At 53.2% G+C, this 20,251-nt stretch carries 15 protein-coding genes; 5 read left to right on the plus strand and 10 right to left on the minus strand.

Translation table 11 applies throughout. From position 1 onward, the window contains the following. The gene (locus ACYVI1_RS29440) at nt 1–1,011 is read right to left on the minus strand and encodes a GntR family transcriptional regulator (RefSeq protein ID WP_460915035.1); all 1,011 of its coding nucleotides are present in this window, start codon (nt 1,009–1,011) and stop codon (nt 1–3) included. A 124-nt stretch (nt 1,012–1,135) separates the two neighbouring features. On the opposite strand from ACYVI1_RS29440, the gene ACYVI1_RS29445 reads away from it, so the two are divergent. From ACYVI1_RS29445 to ACYVI1_RS29455, 3 genes are all read left to right on the plus strand, one after another. Then, entirely contained in the window at nt 1,136–2,191 is a 1,056-nt protein-coding gene (locus tag ACYVI1_RS29445) for a Gfo/Idh/MocA family protein (RefSeq protein WP_460915037.1), read from the plus strand. Nucleotides 2,192–2,224: 33 nt separating this feature from the next. Then, entirely contained in the window at nt 2,225–3,688 is a 1,464-nt protein-coding gene (locus tag ACYVI1_RS29450; RefSeq protein WP_460915040.1) for a sugar ABC transporter ATP-binding protein, read from the plus strand. An 84-nt stretch (nt 3,689–3,772) separates the two neighbouring features. Continuing rightward, nucleotides 3,773–5,290, plus strand: coding sequence for a hypothetical protein (locus tag ACYVI1_RS29455; protein ID WP_460915042.1), 1,518 nt, complete (start codon nt 3,773–3,775; stop codon nt 5,288–5,290). A 40-nt stretch (nt 5,291–5,330) separates the two neighbouring features. On the opposite strand, the gene ACYVI1_RS29460 is transcribed toward ACYVI1_RS29455, so the two are convergent. The 8 genes from ACYVI1_RS29460 to ACYVI1_RS29495 form a co-directional block, all read right to left on the minus strand. Further along, the gene (locus ACYVI1_RS29460; RefSeq protein WP_460915044.1) at nt 5,331–7,127 is read right to left on the minus strand and encodes a sensor histidine kinase; all 1,797 of its coding nucleotides are present in this window, start codon (nt 7,125–7,127) and stop codon (nt 5,331–5,333) included. Nucleotides 7,128–7,240: 113 nt separating this feature from the next. After that, nucleotides 7,241–8,377, minus strand: coding sequence for a sensor protein KdpD (locus tag ACYVI1_RS29465; protein ID WP_460915046.1), 1,137 nt, complete (start codon nt 8,375–8,377; stop codon nt 7,241–7,243). A gap of 294 nt (nt 8,378–8,671) precedes the next feature. Further along, nucleotides 8,672–10,027, minus strand: a complete 1,356-nt coding sequence (locus tag ACYVI1_RS29470) for a sigma-54-dependent transcriptional regulator (RefSeq protein WP_460915048.1) — start codon at nt 10,025–10,027, stop codon at nt 8,672–8,674. A 263-nt stretch (nt 10,028–10,290) separates the two neighbouring features. Next, entirely contained in the window at nt 10,291–10,869 is a 579-nt protein-coding gene (locus tag ACYVI1_RS29475; RefSeq protein WP_460915050.1) for a hypothetical protein, read from the minus strand. Between the two features lie 282 nt (nt 10,870–11,151). Then, entirely contained in the window at nt 11,152–12,015 is an 864-nt protein-coding gene (locus ACYVI1_RS29480) for a chromate resistance protein ChrB domain-containing protein (RefSeq protein ID WP_460915052.1), read from the minus strand. 47 nt (nt 12,016–12,062) lie between these two features. Beyond that, a complete protein-coding gene (locus ACYVI1_RS29485; RefSeq protein ID WP_460915054.1) occupies nt 12,063–12,257 on the minus strand; it encodes a type II toxin-antitoxin system antitoxin in 195 nt (64 codons plus the stop codon). An 85-nt stretch (nt 12,258–12,342) separates the two neighbouring features. Beyond that, the gene (locus tag ACYVI1_RS29490) at nt 12,343–13,206 is read right to left on the minus strand and encodes an SPFH domain-containing protein (RefSeq protein WP_460915056.1); all 864 of its coding nucleotides are present in this window, start codon (nt 13,204–13,206) and stop codon (nt 12,343–12,345) included. 407 nt (nt 13,207–13,613) lie between these two features. Further along, nucleotides 13,614–16,793, minus strand: a complete 3,180-nt coding sequence (locus tag ACYVI1_RS29495) for an Ig-like domain-containing protein (protein WP_460915058.1) — start codon at nt 16,791–16,793, stop codon at nt 13,614–13,616. A gap of 227 nt (nt 16,794–17,020) precedes the next feature. Between ACYVI1_RS29495 and ACYVI1_RS29500 the strand changes: the two genes are divergently transcribed. Both ACYVI1_RS29500 and hemH read left to right on the plus strand, forming a co-directional pair. Further along, a complete protein-coding gene (locus tag ACYVI1_RS29500; protein ID WP_460915060.1) occupies nt 17,021–17,809 on the plus strand; it encodes a hypothetical protein in 789 nt (262 codons plus the stop codon). A gap of 34 nt (nt 17,810–17,843) precedes the next feature. Further along, nucleotides 17,844–18,902, plus strand: coding sequence for a ferrochelatase (hemH, locus tag ACYVI1_RS29505; RefSeq protein WP_460915061.1), 1,059 nt, complete (start codon nt 17,844–17,846; stop codon nt 18,900–18,902). A gap of 183 nt (nt 18,903–19,085) precedes the next feature. Here hemH and ACYVI1_RS29510 read toward each other — a convergent pair whose 3' ends face one another. Then, nucleotides 19,086–20,168, minus strand: a complete 1,083-nt coding sequence (locus ACYVI1_RS29510; protein ID WP_460915062.1) for a hypothetical protein — start codon at nt 20,166–20,168, stop codon at nt 19,086–19,088. Nucleotides 20,169–20,251 lie beyond the last annotated feature (83 nt).

The raw sequence follows: 20,251 nt of genomic DNA on the forward strand, positions 1-20,251 counted from the left end.
TTACAACGAGTTTCTCAACGTTAACCCACCCGGATTTGCGATTTTTTCCCGTCGGCGTTGCGTGAGCAATTCACCGGCGGTCTGTCCCATTCGGGCAAAATCGGTGGAAATCACGCTGATACCACCCGCCAGGATTTCCTTCATCGGGGTGTCATCATACGAGAGCAGGCCCACCTCCTGCCCCAGCCTCAGCCCGGCCCGGTCAACCTGTTTCAGAAACGCAACCAGGTCGCGGTCGGCAAAGAGCAGAAACGCGTCGCCCGGCTTCACCAGCTCATCTGAATAGGTATCAACTATGTCGCAGGGAAAATTAAACGCCTGTCCAAATCGCTGAAATCCCGTCAGGGTGGCGGCTGGTACGTACTGAAAATGGTCTTTCGCCAACACTAACGTCAAACGCTGATACTGACGGAGCCGATCGATGGCCGACGCCAGCGCGTTGTACATATCCCATTCAAAATCTTGATAAACAGCCATATAGTCGCCCTCCAGGGTTGATAGATTCTGGTCGAGCAGCAGCAGTTTGTCCGGTGGCAGCAACGCCACACTGGCCGACACGTCGCTGTCGAAATGCGGCATCAGCACGTAGGCATTGTAGCGACCGAGGTTATTCCGAATCAGGGTGTCAAAAAGCGCCGGGTTGTAATGATGGAAGAAAATGCTCATCGTCGCGTCGGTCGGCAACGCGGCTTTCAGCGCGTCGTAGAGCGTTTCTTTGTAGGCGTTGAGCGTGTCGAAAATCACCAGCACATTGAGCGGAGTCCGCACGTTGGTGCTGGCTACGTAAAATCCTTTGCCGTGTTGTGAGCGGATGACCCCCCGTTGCCGCAAGTCTTCATAGGCTTTGGCCACAGTGACCTTTGCCACGCCCTTCGCACCGGCCCATTCACTGATGGACGGCAGTTGCTGGCCCAGTACCAACGTGCCCTGCTCAATACCGGTCAATACGGTTTCAATCAGTTGCTGGTATTTAGGTTGGTCGGTTGCCGGTTCCGTGATGATTTCCTGCACTTTTTTCAGAAATTCTTGCCATTCAACAAAAAGCCGCTACTTTTGGCTGACGCCAGCTAAGGACAGTAGAGTACAGTAGAGTTTGGGCAAATGTACAGCATTTTTGGAATTGTCAAACAAAATCATGCAAAAAGTAAAATTTGCTGTTATTGGCACAGGATTCTGGGCAACTTACCAGCTACCGGCCTGGTTTGAACTCGATCCGTTTCAGAACGGCGAACTCGAACTCGTTGCACTTTACAACCGTACCCGCGCTAAAGCCGATGCGTTTGCCCAACAATACACTATTCCGAATGTTTATGACGACATCGACGAGTTATTGAACAACCATGCCGATGAACTCGATTTTGTGGACATCATCACCGATGTCGATACACATTTGCTCTTCACCACGAAAGCTGCCGAGCGGGGTCTGGACGTAATCTGCCAGAAACCAATGGGGCCGAGCCTGGAGACTGCCCGGCAGATGCTCGACGTCTGCCAGCAGGCAGGCGTTCGGCTGTATATCCACGAGAATTTTCGGTGGCAAACCCCCATTCGTACCCTGAGAGCCGTGCTGGATTCGGGCGTAATCGGGAAGCCCTTTAAGGCGCGGGTCAGCTTCTGTTCGGCTTTCCCGGTATTTGAGAATCAGCCCTTTCTGGCTGGCCTGGAGCAGTTTATTCTGACCGATATTGGGTCGCATATCCTGGACATTTGCCGGTTTCTGTTCGGCGAGGCCGAGTCGCTATACTGCCAGACAATGCGCGTCAATCCAACCATTCGGGGCGAAGATGTGGCCAACGTACTGCTCCGAATGCAGACCGGGCTGACCTGCTACGCCGAGATGTCCTATGCGTCGCTGCTGGAACGGGAAGCATTTCCGCAAACGCTCGTCAGCGTTGAAGGCGCAACGGGTTCGGTGGTGTTGACGCACGATTTTGTGCTTAAAACCACCACGGCAACGGGCACAATCACGACCGTAGCGACGCCCCCGCCCTACGCCTGGGCTGATCCCGCCTATGCGCTGGTTCATTCGTCCATAGTGGCTTGTAATCAGAATTTATGGGGTGATTTTCGGGATAAAGAGCGGCTTGTTCCCAGTCTGGCTGAAACAACGGGTGCTGATAATTTCGAGACGATGCGGCTCGTGTTTGCGGCTTACGATTCGGCGAAACGAAATGAAGTGGTGTATTTATGAACGATTCAAACACAGAGTTCGCGTCAAAAAATTATGCTTCAACTCCTCAACATAACTAAACAATTCCCCGGTGTGAAAGCCCTCGATGGTGTATCGTTTGGGGTTGACGCGGGCGAAATTCACGCCCTCTGTGGCGAAAACGGCGCGGGCAAAACTACCCTGCTGAACATCCTGACGGGTAACCTGCGCCCGGACGCCGGTCAGGTTCTGCTCAACGGTCAGTCCGTGCAGATGTCCAGCCCCGCGCACGCTACTGTCCTGGGCATTGCCATTGTTCATCAGCAGCTTAGCCTAATCGATAGCCTAACGGTGGCCGAAAATATTTTTGCTAATCGACAGCCCCGAAATCGTTTCGGCCTGATTCAATATCGAACGCTTTACAGAAACACGCAGGCCCTGCTCAACCAACTGGCTCTGGCCGATTTACGGCCCGAAACGCCCGTCGGCACCCTGTCGCCGGGGAAGAAGCAACAGGTTGAAATTGCCAAAGCCCTGTCGCAGAACCCCAATGTGCTGTTGCTGGATGAGCCGACCGCGTCGCTTACGGGACGGGAAACCGACGTGCTGTTTTCGCTGTTGCGGCAACTACGGGCGCAGGGGAAAGCCATTGTCTATATCTCGCACCGATTAGCCGAAATTTTCGCCCTCGCCGACCGCGTTTCGGTCTTGAAAGATGGCCGTTATCAGGGTACGGAGCGGGTGGCTGACACAACGCCTGATGCGCTCATCAACCGCATGGTAGGGCGGGATTTAACAACCCAAAAACAACCATCTTCGGCTACGAATGAAGTGTTGCTACAGGTCGAAAATCTATCGGGTGGGGGGTTTCGGGAGGTTAGTTTCCACCTGCACCGGGGCGAAATTCTGGGATTAGCGGGCTTAGTGGGGGCGGGCCGAACCGAAATTGCCAGCGCTATTTTTGGTATGGACAGACATGCTTCCGGAACGGTTTCTGTGGGCAACCAGCCGGTTCAAATTAACCACCCCGCCGATGCGCTGCGGCTGGGCATTGGCTACCTGCCCGAAGACCGAAAAACACAGGGCTTGTTTCTGGAACAGTCAGTGGCGCAGAACATCGTTGCTACCCGACCCCCGACCAATGGCCTCTGGTTCAACGCCAAACGCGTGACAGCAATCGCCGAATCATTCCGGGATCAGTTGGGCATCCGAACGCCGTCGGTTCATCAGGTGGTGAGGAAATTGAGCGGGGGAAACCAGCAAAAAACGATGCTGGCCCGCTGGTTGCTGGCCAATCCTGACGTACTGATTGTGGATGAACCGACGCATGGCATCGACGTGGGCACAAAAGCCGACATTTACACGCTCCTTCGGAAATTGGCGGCTCAGGGTAAGGGGATTCTGTTGATTTCAAGCGAACTACCCGAACTACTTGCCCTCGCCGACCGCATTTTAGTGATTCGCGAGGGCCGCATGTCGGGCGAATTAAGCCGTGCGGACGCAACCGAAGAACGAATTATGAGTTTAGCCACGAAATAATTGTTTGAGGGTCAACGTTCCAGCCGGGCCGCCGGAGTGGCTGGAACGTTGACCCTCAAACCTGAAACCTGAAACATGTAACGTATGCCCCATTTCCTCTCTGCTGGCCCTGTGCGGGTTCGCTATGAAAACGGCTTTTTGCGCTATCTGACCCTCAATGGGGTGGAAGTGCTGCGGATGATTTACGTCGCCGTTCGGGACGCTAACTGGCTCACGGCCAGCCTAATAGTTAGCAACGAAACCATTGAGGAAACCCCCGATTCGTTTTCGGTTCAGTACGATTGGCTGATCGACGATTTGGGGATTCAGATGGCGGGCCAGGTTATCATTCGGGGCGATTCGGGTGGCACAATTGCAGTCGATTTCTACGGCAAAGCGCTACATTCGTTTCGCAAAAACCGGCTTGGTTTATGTGTGCTGCATCCGATTGATGGCATTCTGGGCCAACCTGTTGCCATCACCGAACCAGATGGGAGTTTGACCAACGGCCAGTTTCCAACATTCATCAGCCCGCACCAACCCTTTCTGAACATCCAGACACTGCGCTGGAAACCAGCTTCCGGCGTTCCGCTGCAACTCGACTTTTCGGGGGAGGTGTTCGAGATGGAAGACCAGCGCAACTGGACTGATGCGTCGTTTAAAACCTACTCAACCCCGCTCGAACGCCCGTTTCCGGTGGCTGTTTCAGCCGGTGACGAGTTTTGGCAACGTGTGGCGTTCAGCCTGTCAGAAGAATGGCTGCCCCAACCGAACATTAATAAAACCGATTTTCAGGTAGTCGATAAAAAACCAGCATCTGCTGGCCATAAGCCGCTCATCGGCACTTGCCAGCGAACCGACGGAAAACTGTTGACTGGTGATGAAGCCGATTTACTGAAAAAGCTAAACCTGTCCCAGTTGCGGGCCGATGTTTTCTTTCGGCTCCCCGACTGGCAAACGCGCCTGAACAACGCCCTTGCCGATGCTCAACGGCTGGCCGTTCCCCTCGAACTGGCCCTTTTTTTCGGCAACGACCCCCTAAACGAATTTCAGGCGTTGCAGTCTTTTCTGCAAGCCACAAACGCAGCCGTTCGTTCGACACTGCTATTCAATGGGGCTACGTTGATTACATCGACTGAATTGCTACAGACGGTTGTACCTCTCCTGCGAACAGAGTGGCCCGGATTATTAATTGGGGGCGGCAGCGACGGGTATTTTGCCGATGTGAACCGCAACCGCTTCAACTATGAGTTAGTGGATTTTGTAACCTACTCCATCAATCCGCAAGTCCACGCGTCCGATGACCTGACGTTGATGGAAAACATCGCCGGGCAGGCCTATACCGTCCTGTCGGCCAGGGCGTTGAGTGGCGGTAAGCCCATTCATATCTCGCCCGTCACGTTGCGCCCCCGCTTCACGACCGTAGCCGGAACGGCCACCGAGCGACTAACCAGCCCCGCCGACCCCCGGCAATCAACTGACTTTGGGGCTGACTGGACACGCCAAAGCCTCAACGCACTGATTCAGGCAGGCGTTGCATCAATCACGTATTACCAAACGCACGGCCCGGCTGGGTTAATCGACGGCGAAAAAGTATTTCCGGTGTATACCGTTTTTGCCTGAACGGGGGTGGAGTGGTAAGATGGAACCGGAAACGTTTTCGTTACGCCACCGGTAGCTGAAAATAGAAAGCAGCTCCGTCGGTTACGGTTCTGTCTAAGCCAATGTGGCCGTTCATGCTTTGAATAAATTCGCCGGAAATGGCCAGGCCAAGTCCGGTACCGCCCGTTGGGCCATCGGTAAGCTGGCCATTCTGCCCCGGCGCTTTGAAATAGCGGTCAAATACGCGGTCCTGGTGTTCGGGCCGGATGCCCGCCCCGTGATCCCGCACCCGAAATTCCACCAGCTCGTTCGTTAGCCGACGGGCCGACACCTCAATTTCGCCATCTTCGGGACTGTGGCGAATGGCATTGGAGAGGAAGTTAATCAGCACCCACGAAGCCTTGTCGGGGTCCGCCTGAACCGCAGGCAACTCATTCGGTATGTTCAATACAAAGTGCAGGTTTTTTTGTTCGGCCTGCACCCGAAGTGCCGTTGTCGAATACGTGATAATATCGGCGGGCGCTACGGGCTGCATCGTCAACTGAATCTGGCCGGTTTCGACCTGCGCCATATTCAGCAGTTCACCGGTTAGTTTGAGGAGCCGGTCGACATCATCGCGGACGTTCTGCGCCAACTGTTTCTGCTCGTCATTGAGTTGACCAATCCGACTGTCATCCAGCAGTTTAAGGCTCATTTTAATGCTCGACAGGGGTGTTTTCAGTTCGTGCGAGACAGTGGCGATGAAATTCGTTTTGGCTAAATCCAGCTCCTTGTAGGGCGTTACATTCTCCAGCACAATCACGTAGCCTGCGAGTTGGGGCTGCTCTTCGCCCGTGCGGGTCACGTCGACGGTGTGGGTCCGGCGGTTAAAATAATTTTCCTTTCCCTTTCCATCGGCGTCGACATCATAAATTTTCAGCACCTTCGGCGGGGCCGAGGTGGGCATCGTGTCCGGCATCACCTCCTGAATCAGCGTTCGCATGAGGTCATTTGAGGCTGCAATATCGGGCGCATAATGGCCCAGTAGCTGTGCTTCATTGACGCCCAGCAACCGGCAGGCGACCGAATTGGCGAACAAAATCCGGCGATTTTCGTCTAAGCCGATGATGGCCTCATTCATGATGTGAATGAGTGTGTCGATGCGCCGTTTTTCAAACAGAACGCTGGCCAGGTTGGAATGCTCGTATTCGTCGAGTTTCTGCGCCATCGAGTTAAACGACCGGGCCAACTCGCCAAACTCATCCCTGGAATCAATGTGGATACGCTCGCCAAAATTGCGCTTGGCTACCTGCCGGATACCGCGCGTAAGTTCCCGGACAGGATTGGCTACGTAGCCGGGAAAATTGATAATGAACGAAAACAAGACCAGAAAACAGCCGGTTCCAACCACCGACAACCACAGCAGAGCATCTTTAGCGGTTTGTTTGGCGGTCTCATTTTTGCGGATGATGGCCTGTCGGTTAATGTCGTCCAGCGCAAACAAATAGTGTCGGATTCGAGCAATGGCTGTTGGCTTATCGGCTTTGGTTTTCAGGCGATTAAATTCCCGGCGCAGCCCATCGGTTGCGTTCTGCTCACCTATTTCGGTTATGTTGGCTTCCTGTTTTTTCAGGTTCGCGTCAAACTCGCTTAGTGCGTCCGGGTCCGGTGTTGAGGGGTCGTTCCCAGCCGATTCGGTCAGCATTGCCAGGGCTTTCTGCATGTTGCTGGTGTATTCGAGGGAGATGTAATTATCTTTCAGAATGGCCTGCGAATCGTTCGACAATTCAGTCAGATAATAAGCGCCTAAGCCACCAAGAACCAGAAGAATGGCGAACATAAAGACCAGTGCGGCTGCTATTTTACGTTTAATGGTCATAGTGAACGATAGGAATGTGGCCGGGCTGGCGAACCAGTGACGCAGATACGGCGAATTTTCGCTGATTAATGGTGAAAACTCTGTGTGAATCTACCCATCCGCGTTCCCGTTTTTTACGCGAGAATAATCAGGTCCGTATCTGACCCCGATAATTTGTTAAGCAGTTGATTAAACGCATTGGTTCGCAGAATAATCTGCACTAAGGTAAAGTGGGGCTTGCCAATGCAAACGGTCGTTACGTTTCGTTTTTCCACCTCGGCCATAATACTACCAACGATGTTACCGCTTTTGACCTGAATTACCTCCGCGCCCAGTTCAGTAGCCAGTTTCAGGTTATTGATCAAATGACGCTGGAGGTCGAGTTTAATCCGGTCGGCGTTTTCGGCGGGTATTTGCACATACAGCACAAACCACCGCGAGTTATAGTAAGCCGCCAGCCGGGCCGTTTTGCGAATAACGCGCCGGGCAATTTCGTGGTTGGTGCTGATGGCCGCCAGAAAACGCTCGGATTTGGCCTTTGCGCCGGGCGGGAGCGAGATTTCAATTTTGCGCTCAACGGCCGTGGCCACTTCCCGCAGGGCCAGTTCCCGCAGTTGGAGGATTTTATCGGCCTGAAAGAAATTACCAAGAGCGGTTTCTACTTTAGCCCGGTCGTAAATCTTGCCCTCGCGCAATCGGGCGATCAATTCGTCGGCGGTGAGGTCGATATTCACCACTTCGTCGGCCAGTTGAAGCACCCGGTCCGGTACGCGCTCGGTTACGTCGATGCCCGTAATGGCCCGCACTTCGTCGTACAAACTTTCGATATGCTGAATATTAACGGCACTGATCACGTTGATACCGGCCTCCAGAATTTCAACCACATCCTGCCAGCGTTTTTCGTTTTTCGACCCCGGAATGTTGGTATGGGCCAGTTCATCGACAATAACCAGTTCGGGATGCCGATTCAGCACGGCCTGCACATCCATCTCTTCCAGTTGACGGCCTTTGTAGAACAACGTTCGCCGGGGAATAACGGGCAGTCCATCGACCAGCGCAACTGTTTCGGCCCGGTTGTGCGTTTCAATAAACCCAATCCTGACATCGATGCCGTTCCTCAACAGCGCGTGAGCTTCCTGCAGCATCCGGTACGATTTGCCCACACCCGCACTCATGCCGATATAAATCTTGAACTTTCCCCGGCGCGACTCCTGAATGAGCCGCAGAAAATGTTCAGCCGATTGGTCGCGGGTCTCTATGTCCTTACCCATTTGGCGTTAATTTATCCAAATCGACTGTCAACGCCAATTGTCATACCGGAACTGGCCCGAAATCTATCGTTGGCGAAGGCAGTGCTGTACCAGTGAAGATGTGCCGGAAGCGAGTGGTGGCGCGTCGGTCCGGGAATGAATTTTTCTTTATCATTTTTGGTATCGACCCTCAGAGCCAATGACACTGGCGCAAGTCCTCACGTTTATTTCAGAACATCTCAATCCAGGCTGAACTACTCCGCCAAACAGCCTCTACTGCCCGTGCCAGCTTTTCAACGTTGCCCTGGTCACTTCCTACTCCAGCTCATACTCAGTCAGTTTCCGGTATAATGTTGTCAGGCCGATGCCCAACAGCCGGGCCGCTTCGGTTTTGTTACCGTTGGTATGGCGCAGCACCCGCCGGATATGGTGCTGCTCAAGAGTAGCCAAATCAAAGGCCGCTTCATCGGTCGTTGGCTGGGCGGTTCCCTGCATCTCATAGGGAAGCAGATCGGGGGTTAGTTCGGTGGGGCCATCATTGGGCGAATCGGCCAGAATCACCGCCCGCTCAATCACGTTCTTCAACTCACGGATGTTGCCCTTCCACGAATGCTGCCGGAGTTTCTCAACGAAGGCCGGACTGAGCCGAATGTCGCGTTTACCAATCTTAACGGCATCCTGCCGGGCAAACTGGTTGGCCAATGTTGGAATATCCTCGCGCCGGTCGCGCAGGGGAGGCAGCTCAATCGCAAACACCGACAGCCGGTAGTATAAATCGAGCCGGAACGAACCGGCTTTGGCAGCCTGCTCTAAGCTTCGGTTTGTAGCGGCCAGTACCCGCACATCCACTTTGGTTGGTTTGGTATCGCCCACGCGCAGAAACTCGCGGGTTTCCAGCACCCGCAGAAGTTTGGCCTGCAGATCGAGTGGCATTTCGCCAATCTCGTCCAGAAAAATTGTGCCTTTGTGCGCTTCGGCGAATAAGCCTTTCTGGTCGCGGCTGGCGCCCGTAAAGGCCCCAACCCGATGCCCGAACAATTCACTCTCCAGAATATCTTTGCCCAGCGCCCCACAGTTAATGGCCACAAACGACTCTTGCCGGCGCGGACTGGCGTAGTGAATGGCCTGGGCAAATACCTCTTTGCCGGTGCCGGTTTCGCCCGTCAGCAACACGGTGGTATCGGTTACGGCCACCCTGCGGGCCAGTTCGATGGCCTGCTTCACGCTCTTCGAGTGGCCCACAATACTGTCGAAACCGTGCCGGCGGCTAACCTGCTCCTCCAACCGCTTTATTCGGAACTGTAGATTGGCTTTTTCGACGGCCCGGCTCACGAGCGGAATAATTTTGTCGTTGTCGTCGCCTTTGGTGATGTAATCGAAGGCCCCACTTTTAATGGCTTTTACGCCATCGGAGATGGTGCCATAGGCGGTTAGCAGAATGATTTCGGTGGCCGGGTAGAGCTGTTTAATCTGGGCCGATAGATCGACGCCGTTTTTGTCGGGCAGCTTAACATCCGAGATAACTACCTGAATTTCCTCCCGTTCCAGCACCCGCAGACCCGCGCGGGCATCGGCGGCTTCCAGCACCCGGTAATCTTCCAGGCTAAGCAGCCGGGACAACAGTCCGCGCAGCCGTTCTTCATCGTCGATTAGCAGAATGGTCGCCAGCATCGTTTCACGTCTGTTTATCTGGCAAAGATGAGGAAAAGGCTGCGACACGGAGATACACAGCGCGTAAAAGAGATAGACGGAGTTTTTTTATGGCCCTCTGCGAATCTCTGTATCCTCGGTCTGTGTCCTCACAGACCGCTGGCAATTAGGTAGGTATAGCGGTCTGTGTCCTCACAGACCGAGGACGCTTGCGAAAAACAGAGATGCACGGAGACTAATAAAAACTCCATGAATCGCTGTTTTTCTCGGCGTCACAATTCACCTCAAAAGCCAATTCCAAACTGAAACCCAACGGTAACTGATGCGGGGTGATTATTGCCGAAACGCACTGGAATCGGTACGGCAACGAAATAGGTACTGGCCTTATTTCGCTTCACGACTTTATTCAGTACGGGCGTGAATCCGTAGCGGCCAGCCGTTTCAAAAGCGGCCCGCCCAACGAAGGTAAACCCATGCCCCAGGCCAACGAGCAAGCCGGGATGGAACAGAAAATTGGCCACCCGGCTGCTGCCATTTTCAGACCGGATGATGGGGACAAACTCCACCGAAAAGCCTATTTTCTCACTTTTCCAGAGGTTGATGCCCGTCGGCAGGCCAACGGCGTAATAATCCCTGAAATTGACCTGAGTCTCCTCGGCACTGAGCGTCACTAATGGATGCAGCAGGCCGACGTAACCAGCCACGCGCGGATAAACAGGTGGCTTGTCCTGTGCCTGTATGGGCTGGAATAACCCAAACAACCCCAAACTAATTAGCAGACTCGTGCCGACTTTTGGGTGGAGTGAGGGGATCGGGTGACGTAAAATCAGTGAAATAGATGGAATAATGCAAGACTTTCGCAAAACCCGAAGGGTTGTTAGGATTATAGCCAAAACGTAACCAAACAGGGAATAACCCCGAAGGGGTGAGACCCCTTCGGGGTTATTCCATTCGAAACAAATCGTTTTCAGGCTATAAAAATGACATCCCTTCGGGATTTCAGGCACTTGTTGCGAAAGTCGTATAGTCCCTTCAAAAACCTGCATAAAAAGCCTTATTCTGTAGCGAAAGACAAGCGACTGGCCTACCCAGTGCCTTTTCTGCTGCAAGGCTACGAAGTCCCGATACCCGAAAATAGAACAGAATTATCTGTTTGTATCTGCTTTACCTTTTTCCCGGTTTTTCCGATAGCCGGATGGATTTTGGCCGGTATGTTTTTTGAAAATACGGGTAAAATGGCTCTGGTCGGAGAAGCCCGTCAGGTACGCAATCTCCGACAGCGTATGGGTCGATGCGTCGAGCAGTTGGATTGCTTTTTCGATGCGGAGTTTACGGATGTAGTCGCCGAAGGAGAGGTTATCAAAATAGGCAGGAAACTCGCGGGAAACGTAAGTCGGGTTTACCTGTAGTGCTTCGGAAATTCTTTTCAGGCTCACCGTCAGGTTCGTATCGATGTGGTCCTGAATTAATTCCTCCAGTTCGGTGATCCAGGCCGGAATTTTTGTTTTCTTTCCCTTTTTCGACGTGATGTAGCGACCAACTACCTGCAACAGCAAATTTTCCGTTGGATTTTGCGTATGCCGTACCTGTTGAAGGTGCTTCGCCCAACTGTAAAGCGCATCGTAGAGCACCATTCCTTTCTCCAGTAACTCAGAATCGTCTTTTATATTAAATGCAAGGCCCGCCGAAATGGCCCATAAACCAGCCGCCTGTTGGGCAAGGGTATGATCGTCGGTATCGGCCCCGCGAATGATGGGCGCCATCGTATGCAGAGCCGGGTCGGTCAGGTTGTACTTTTTCAGAAAATAATCGAACGTACACAGACTGCCATAGTGCGAAAACTCCGTTTCAGGAACATCGAACGGGGTGGCGCGCAACGCTTGAGCCTGCGTCAGAACGGTATGCTCAGGTACGAAAATAAACTCGGCCTGTGAATCAATAAACCGCCGAATCAGCCAGGGGCAGGCGATTCGGTCGATTTTTGGCCGTTCGCGGGTTATCCATTTCATAAGGTCGTTTGCCGGTTTTACGGGTGCTTTCGGTAAGTGCATCGTGGCTACGCATCCGGTTGCGGCACGGCTTCATCGCCGGTAGAATCGCGGGGGCGTTTTTTGCGTTTACGCAGCGCGTCGTTGAGCAGGAACTCGATCTGCCCGTTCACACTCCGAAACTCTTCCTGCGCCCATCGCTCCAGTTCCTTCAGCGTTTCGGGCTGAATTCGCAGGACAAAGGCTTTTTTTTCAACAGCCATTGATACGTTATAAAGTTTTAGGGGTATAAAGCTGTACAGTTGAAGAGCAGCCACTTTACAACTATACAACCTTATAACTTTTCAACTATGCATAGAGGGTTCCTGCGTTAACGACCGGGCTAACTGATTTTTCGCCACACAACACAACCAGCAAGTTGCTCACCATAGCTGCTTTGCGTTCTTCGTCCAACGAAATGACCCCATTTTTTTCCAGCCGGGCCAGGGCCATTTCAACCATGCCAACGGCACCCTCAACAATCAGGCGACGGGCGGCAATCATGGCCGATGCCTGCTGGCGCTGCAGCATGGCCCCGGCAATTTCCGACGAGTAGGCTAAGTGACTGATGCGGGCTTCCAGAATATCGACCCCAGCCCGCTCCAGCCGCTCGTTGAGTTCCTGCTCCAGAAACAGGTTGATCTGGCCGGTGCTATCCCGTAGCGTTACCGACGAGGTTTCGTCTTCCATGTGGTCGTATGGATACGAATTAGCCAGTTTACGGACCGCTGCTTCTGATTGAATCTGCACGAAGTTCACGTAGTTATCTACATCAAACAGCGCCCTGGCCGTGTCTTTTACCTGCCAGACCACTACGGCGGCAATCTCTACCGGATTACCCATTATGTCGTTGACTTTCAGTTGCTGCCCATTGAGGTTGCGGGCGCGCAGGCTGATTTTGGTTTTGCTGTAGAGTGGATTGACCCAGCGCAGGCCGGTTTCCTTGATGGTGCCCACATAATCCCCGAAAAACGTAGCCGCCATGCCTTCGTTGGGATAAATAACGACGATGCCTTTCAGAATGAAAAAACCAGCACCCGCCAGCAAAAAGGCCGGAATTGGGCCATACACGCCAACTAATCTGAGAAACACGAAGGCTGCCAGGCCAAAACATACCAGGGCAAGCAACAGAAACAGGTAACCCGAAACCGCTGTAAGTTTTTTCTCTTCCATGACCGTAGTTATTCAGTTGTTTTTATAATATCATTTTGATAGCACAATGATAGCTACATCCTGACTGATTTTCACAAAAATTTCAGGAACGGTCATAAACACGGGCGGAATGGTTCCCCGGTGTTTTTTATCGGGCGGATGTACGCCGAATCACAGATGTAGGTTGGATTGGGTAAATTAATCCTGAAGTTTGCTTATTAGCTACAGTGAACGCCAGTGGACGCTGTTTCTCCCTGTTTTTTACAGCTTTTTGTACCCAGTATTGCTCGTCAAACGGAACCCGAAAACAGTAGCCCACTCGTTTCCACGCCCGTTTAATCGATTAAACAATTTCATCATAGGTAGTATTCTGGAAAGCCCCGCCAGCTTGCGTGAGGGCTTTCTTTTTTTAACAGTAGCTGACTGCCTTATAATTTCAGCACCCGCTTAGAGGCCGTTCGCTCGCCAACCCGGATGCGTAATAGATAGATGCCCGACGGCTGCTGGTCCAGGGGCAGCGACGAAATGGCGTGGCGAACTTCCTGCCGAAGCGTGGTCCGGCCCGTCAGATCGATTAACTCCAGCAACGCAGGCTGGGCAGGAGATATCCCCGTAATGTGTACCGTTAAGGTGGCTGTGGCCGGTATGGGATAAACACTTACCGCATCGGCCAGCCACCCATCATCCAGGCCCAGCAACGGAGCTACCGTCACGATAGCGGGGCTGCCGGTTCTGGTGCCGATGCCACAACCGTTGCTTACTGCCGTCAGCAGGTAGGCAGTGGTTTTGGTGGGTCGCACCTCAACCACCTGCGGATTGGTTGTGGCGGTGGCTGTCAGGCTGGCTCCCAGACCGGTGGCGGTGCTATCGCGGTAGGCGAAGGTCCAGGGGCCATCGCCGGTAAAAGCGACGGTCAAACTCGCGGGTTGCCCTTCATAAATGGTCTGATTGCCCCTTAGAGCCGCCGTTGCCAGTGCCCGAACGGTTAGCCGGGTTGGGCTGTTGGTCCCATTGATGGGAATTTTTGGATTGGTGGCCATCACCCGCACCCAATACACACCGGCAGGCGTATTGGCCGGAATCGTGCCGGTCATCTGGCCATTGCTGGTCTGGCTGTTTGCGGCATCCACGAAGTTAATTTTGGTCGTATCCGTCTCAACTTTAGCCAATTGAAGTTTAAAAACACTACCCGGATTGAAGGCGCCGGTCGTTCTGAAGTTCGTGCTTAGGCTGGCCCCGGCGCAGACCGTTGTGGTTGTAAAACTCAGTGTTTCTATGGTCGGAATTAGAACCGTAATCGTAGCGGTAGCCCCATTTCCGGGCAATCCGGTTCCACATTTATTGCTCACTTCGGCCACCTGATAAATGGTGGTGCGGTCGGGCAGCACCAGAATCGTCGTGTCTTTAATGGCCGTCCCACTCAACCCATTTGCGAGTTTATACTGATACGGCCCCACACCGGTAAACATCAGTTTCAGCGGCACTTCCAGTCCCAGATTAGTCGTCGTTGTGCCCGTAATAGCTAACGTTGGTGGCGTCTGGACGAATACCCGGATGGCGGCTTTCGGGCTTTCGCAGCCGTTGGCTCCTGTCTGGGTAACGTAGTACACATCGCCCTCGGGCTTAATGGTGGCATTTATCGTCGGGGGCGTCGGTGTGCTTGTGCTTACGGTACCATTGGGGTCGGTCCATTTTAAATTGGTGCCCGTGGCTTCCAGGGGTTGAGGAGTGGCTCCCCGGCAAATTTCAACGATGGGTTTACCAACAGTGGGCACCGGCGTGGTTAGTACATTAACCGTTAGGGTAGCCTTGGGGCCCTCGCAGTCGTTGACGGTTTGCGAGACAAGCAGGGAAAACGAGGCTCCTTTGTCGGTATTGATGATCGGCGCTGACCCAAACTTATTCCCGTCGGTGTTATACCACGTTAGCCGCTCGCCCAGGGCCGATACGGATTCGGGGGGTGCAAACTGGCAAATAGTCTTAGTGGTTACGACCGGAGCCGCTGGCAACGACCGGATGGTTACGGTCAGCGTGGTACGGGCACTTTCGCAACCGTCCTGACTCTGGCTGACGTAGTAGTTGATCTGACCTACCTGGCTGGTAGTGAGTGCTGGGCTGGTGGCCGACCCCGTGCCACCCGATTCGGTGCTATACCACAACAGATTCTGCCCATTGGCCGACAACGCCCGCGTCGATTCGTTCTGACAAACCGAAATGGCCGAGGTACCGGGGGCGCCGGGGGTGGGCTTTACGGTCACTTTAATTTCGGAGCGGGGGCTTTCGCAGTTGTCCGTCGATTGTGTCACGAAATAACTCATCATGCCGGGGTTGTCGGTCGAGGGCGTGGGAGCGGTGGTGGTGGTATTTCCCGACGGTTCGAACCATTTCAAGCCCGTTCCGGTAGCCATCAACGCTGAGGCTGGGGCTTTCTGACAGTAGCTGTAGGCATTGGTGACGGAGGGGGCCGCCGGCAGGGCCGTTACCTTCACCGTGAGGCTACTCCGCGACCCCTCGCAGCCGTCAACTGTCTGACTAACGTAGTACGTAAAGCTGCCGCCAACTTTGGTGTCGGGCGTTACGCTGCTACCTAATGAGGTTCCTCCCGACGATTCACGATACCAGTTCAGGTTTTGCCCATTGGCCTGTAAGGCAGTGGCCTGGGCGTTCTGACAGTAGGTGGGGCCGGTGTTGGCTACGGCTGGAACGCTGGGCAGCCCCTTAACCGTCACCGACAGGGCCGAACGCGAACTTTCGCAGCCATTGACCGATTGACTGACATAATAGGTTGTCTGACCTGTCTGCGAGGTGCTAACGACCGGTGCCGTCGCTGAGCCGCTGCCGCCATTTTGGGTTGTGTACCATACCAGATTTTGCCCGGTTGCTGTCAGGGATTGGGGGGGCGCGTTTTGGCAGAGTGATACGTTGTTGTTGGCAAGGCCTGGTGCTGCCGGATTACTCTTGACTGTGACTGGCAGTGGTATTCGCTGGCTCTCGCAACTACCGCTGACGGTCTGAGTGACGTAATAATTAATCGTTCCAACCGTAGTCGTAGCAGGAATTGGACCGACAGACAAAGCTCCTCCGCCTGATGCCGATGTATACCAGCTAAGAACCCCGCCATTGCTGGTAACAGCCGACAATTGGCTTGCCTGTGTACCCTGGCAATAACTCATCGCCGAAATGGTGGGGTCAGGAGACACCGTCTTTATGGTCAGAATGGTGGGGCTGGGTGTACCGGCTACGGTTGGATTTTTGGCAACTAACCGCACCCGATAGTTGGTGCCTGCCACTGTATTTGCCGGGATAGTCGCCTGGTAAGTAATCTCAAATCGCCCCGATGCCGTTAGAAACGACGACGGAATTTCGTAATACGCCCCGCCGTTATTCGACAACTCTACCGTGAAATCGCTACTGCCAAACGTTCGGATGCCGGGCACGTCAAGTTGCGAACCGGGGCAAACAGATGTAACGGATAAAGCCTGTGTATCAAGCGTTTGCTGGGAAAATACCTGGCCGCATCCGAGTAGGCCAATGCCAACGAACAGGCCCAGACGGAAACGTCGTAGCGGGAATGTAAGTAAAAACAATTTACATAAACGATGAGTCATACTGCCAGGAAAGTAAGGGTTAGTTGTTGATCTGCGAACAGGTAAAGCAAATATAGGATTTTGCGGATAGAAGAGGTAACAAAATCATACGCTGCCAGTTGAGGGAACGGCCTGTTTTACCTACTGACTGCGTCTTTATGAATAAAAAAGCAGCACGAATCAGGCTCGCCGTAAACCAAATAATTCATTGCATGGTTTTATTTTTACCGGTCCAACGCGCTATCTTTATGAAAATACATCGACTTTATTTTGTCCTGTTTGTACTTCACGGCGCCTTGAGCGTTGCTCAGCCGGTGAAAAACCCCAATCCGCCTGCACCGGGTTTCGATGCGGTTGGTTCAGATGCCCGTGCGGTGCAGGTTGCCGACGCGGTTATGGCAGCCATGGGCGGCCGGGCGGCCTGGGACGAGACGCAATTGATTGCCTGGACGTTTGACGGACTGCGAAAGTTCGTCTGGGATAAATGGTCGGGCGATGTGCGTATCGACAACCTGCTCGACGACCAAACCATACTGTTCAACAGCACCAACGACATGGGACGCGTTTACCGGGATGGCGAGGAACTGACCCAACCCGATTCAGTGGCTAAGTACGTCAGGCTGGGTAAGCGCGACTGGCTCAATGACGCCTACTGGCTGCTGATGCCTTTCAAACTCAAGGAGTCGGGCGTGACGCTCAGGTACCTCGGGTATGACCTCACCCAGGAACGAAAACCTGCCGATGCCCTTCAGGTGACGTTTAAACCCGGCACGGCGATGGCCGGTGGTAAGTACAAACTATGGGTCGATAAAAAGTCGCACTTAGTAACGCAGTGGGCCTACTACCCGAAGCTCACTGACACGCAACCGGTTTTTACCCTTCCCTGGGAGGATTATGAGCAACATGGTAACATCTTGCTGTCCAGCGACCGGGGTGAGCAGAAAATCAGCGATATTATGATTTTTACAGGACTACCGGGCGAAGTCTTCAGTGATTTCACGCGCACCGATTTAAGCCGCTATATTCAGGCAAAATAAGTATCAACTTAGTCAACCCACCGTTATTTTCAGTATGGAAGCACCTGTTTTACAAGCACCCGTCGCGGCCGCAAAAGCCGTTGGCAAAACGGGTGTTCTGCTGGTTAATCTGGGCACGCCCGACAGCCCTTCGGTGCCGGATGTACGCAAATACCTGCGCGAGTTTTTGATGGATGGCCGGGTCATCGACATTCCGCTTGTGCCGCGTTCGTTGCTGGTGAATGGCCTTATTGCGCCCTTTCGGGCACCTAAATCCGCTAAAATTTACAAGCAGCTCTGGACCGAAACGGGCTCACCCCTGAAGCATTACGGGCACGTTGTTGAGCAGAAACTGCAAAACGAGCTGGGCGATGCATACGTCGTCAAGTTGGCCATGCGCTACCAGAGTCCGGCCATCGAAACGGGCTTGCTTGCCTTTCAGCAAGTAGGACTGACCGAGATTGTGGTGGTTCCCTTTTTTCCGCAGTATGCGTCGGCTTCAACCGGTTCGGTTTATGAGAAAGTGATGGAGATCGTCAAAAGCTGGCAGGTGATTCCTTCGATTCGCTTCGTCAATCGGTTTCTGGAGCATCCTAAATTCATTGAAGGATTCGCGCAAACGGGCCGCAAATACATGGCGACTTACGACTACGACCATTTCGTATTCAGCTATCACGGCCTGCCCGAAAGCCAGATTAGGAAGGGCGACGTTACGAAGTCCGTATGCCGGTTTGGCGATTGCTGTGGAACCTTTCAGGCCATGAACCAGCATTGCTACCGGGCGCAGTGTTTTGAAACAACACGCCTGCTGGTTCGGGCAATGGGCATTCCCGAAGGAAAATACACGACCTGTTTCCAGTCGCGGTTAGGCAGCGACCCCTGGATTAAGCCCTATACCGACGACATTATCAGGGAGTTACCCGGCAAAGGCATTAAAAGCGTACTGGCGTTCTCGCCCGCCTTTGTCGCCGACTGTCTGGAAACGACGATTGAAGTAGGCGTTGAGTACAAGGAGCTTTTCGAGCAGGCCGGCGGAGAGCACTGGCAATTGGTCGAAAGCCTGAACGACAGCCCAATTTGGATCGAAACGCTGGTTGATTTGGTGACGGGTTAGGGTTTTTAGGTTAGCTGGCACATAATTGTCCTCATTCTCCATTGCTGTGCTGTGGGGACACAGCAACGGGGAACAACCCTTTACTTGTAGAATTTTAAACAGGTTGCTAACCAATCAGATGAATACAAAAAGCCCGGCCAGCGAGTTGCTGACCGGGCTTTTTGTATTCATCTATAGGCCCAATTAAGCCGCCATTCGGAGTGGCTGTGGCATGTGTTGCTCCGGCTCCTTCAGCATGGGTGCAATGATCGTGTTCATCCGCTCACGCACGAAACTTTCCTGAAGATAAGACGGCAGCTTAGCCACTAACTGGCGATACGCCTGAATGCCCAACGCTTTGGCAATATAAGCTTCATGCACCGCATTAACGTGGGCCACTACATTGACCAAACTCTGGTGAAAAAGCTTGACATCAATCTCTGAATCGACAAAACGCTCAATTTCACGGTTTGTAGATGAAATACGGAGTCGGCTCAGCATATCGAAATACGTCGTGTAGCCAATTTGTTTGGCCAACTGTTTGTACTGCTCAATGCTGAATTTTTGCAGAATCTCCCCTGTTTTGGGGCTACGCAGGGCTGTTTTCGGGTTATTCTGAATGGCATTCCGCAACGACCTGACGCGCTGATCGCGGGTGGTTTTCAGGAACTGCGCCAGTTCGGCCTGAACCGAACCCTCACGCGAGGGTAACAGCAAATCGGCTTTGGCCGCTACGCTAAACCGCTTCGCCATCGGCAACCGCTGAATGCGGTAACTGTTGATGGGTCCAAGCGCATAATAGCCAATGGAAGCCGGGTAATAGCCCCGAACGACCATATTCCCAATCCGTTTGCGAATCAGTTCTTCATTGCTGACGTTGACGCCCTGCACGGCCAAAAACGCACGGGCACTAAACAACGCGCTGTAGTAAGCCTGTGGAAACGTCCAGTGCAGCGAACTTTGGAGGTATTGCTCGTCGTTGACAACCGGCGTAATCCGCAGCGCATATTCAGCGCTCCAGCTATTCAGCAAAAGCTTTTCCAGCGCTTTCCGATTTTCGTCGGTAGCACGGCCATAAAACTGCTGAAAGATGGGGAATTTCGGCAAATCAAAAAGGTCATTCTGATGCTGGATGTGGTAATCCATGGCAAAGAAATGGTTCAGAAACACCTGCGCCGGAATCGATTTCCGCCAAGTATCATCGAGTGGCAGGTTGCCCGTCGAAGCCGGGACAACAGGAACCTGATTGTCCGGGGAATGCATCGTCACGTTGGTTATCTGTGTCATATTTTATTAACGAAAAAAGGGGGGTTGGCGTTCCTTTGCCTGTAATTATTTTCATTACGTAAGTATACTGTTAGTCAGGCAGT

This window comes from Spirosoma areae (assembly GCF_054781775.1).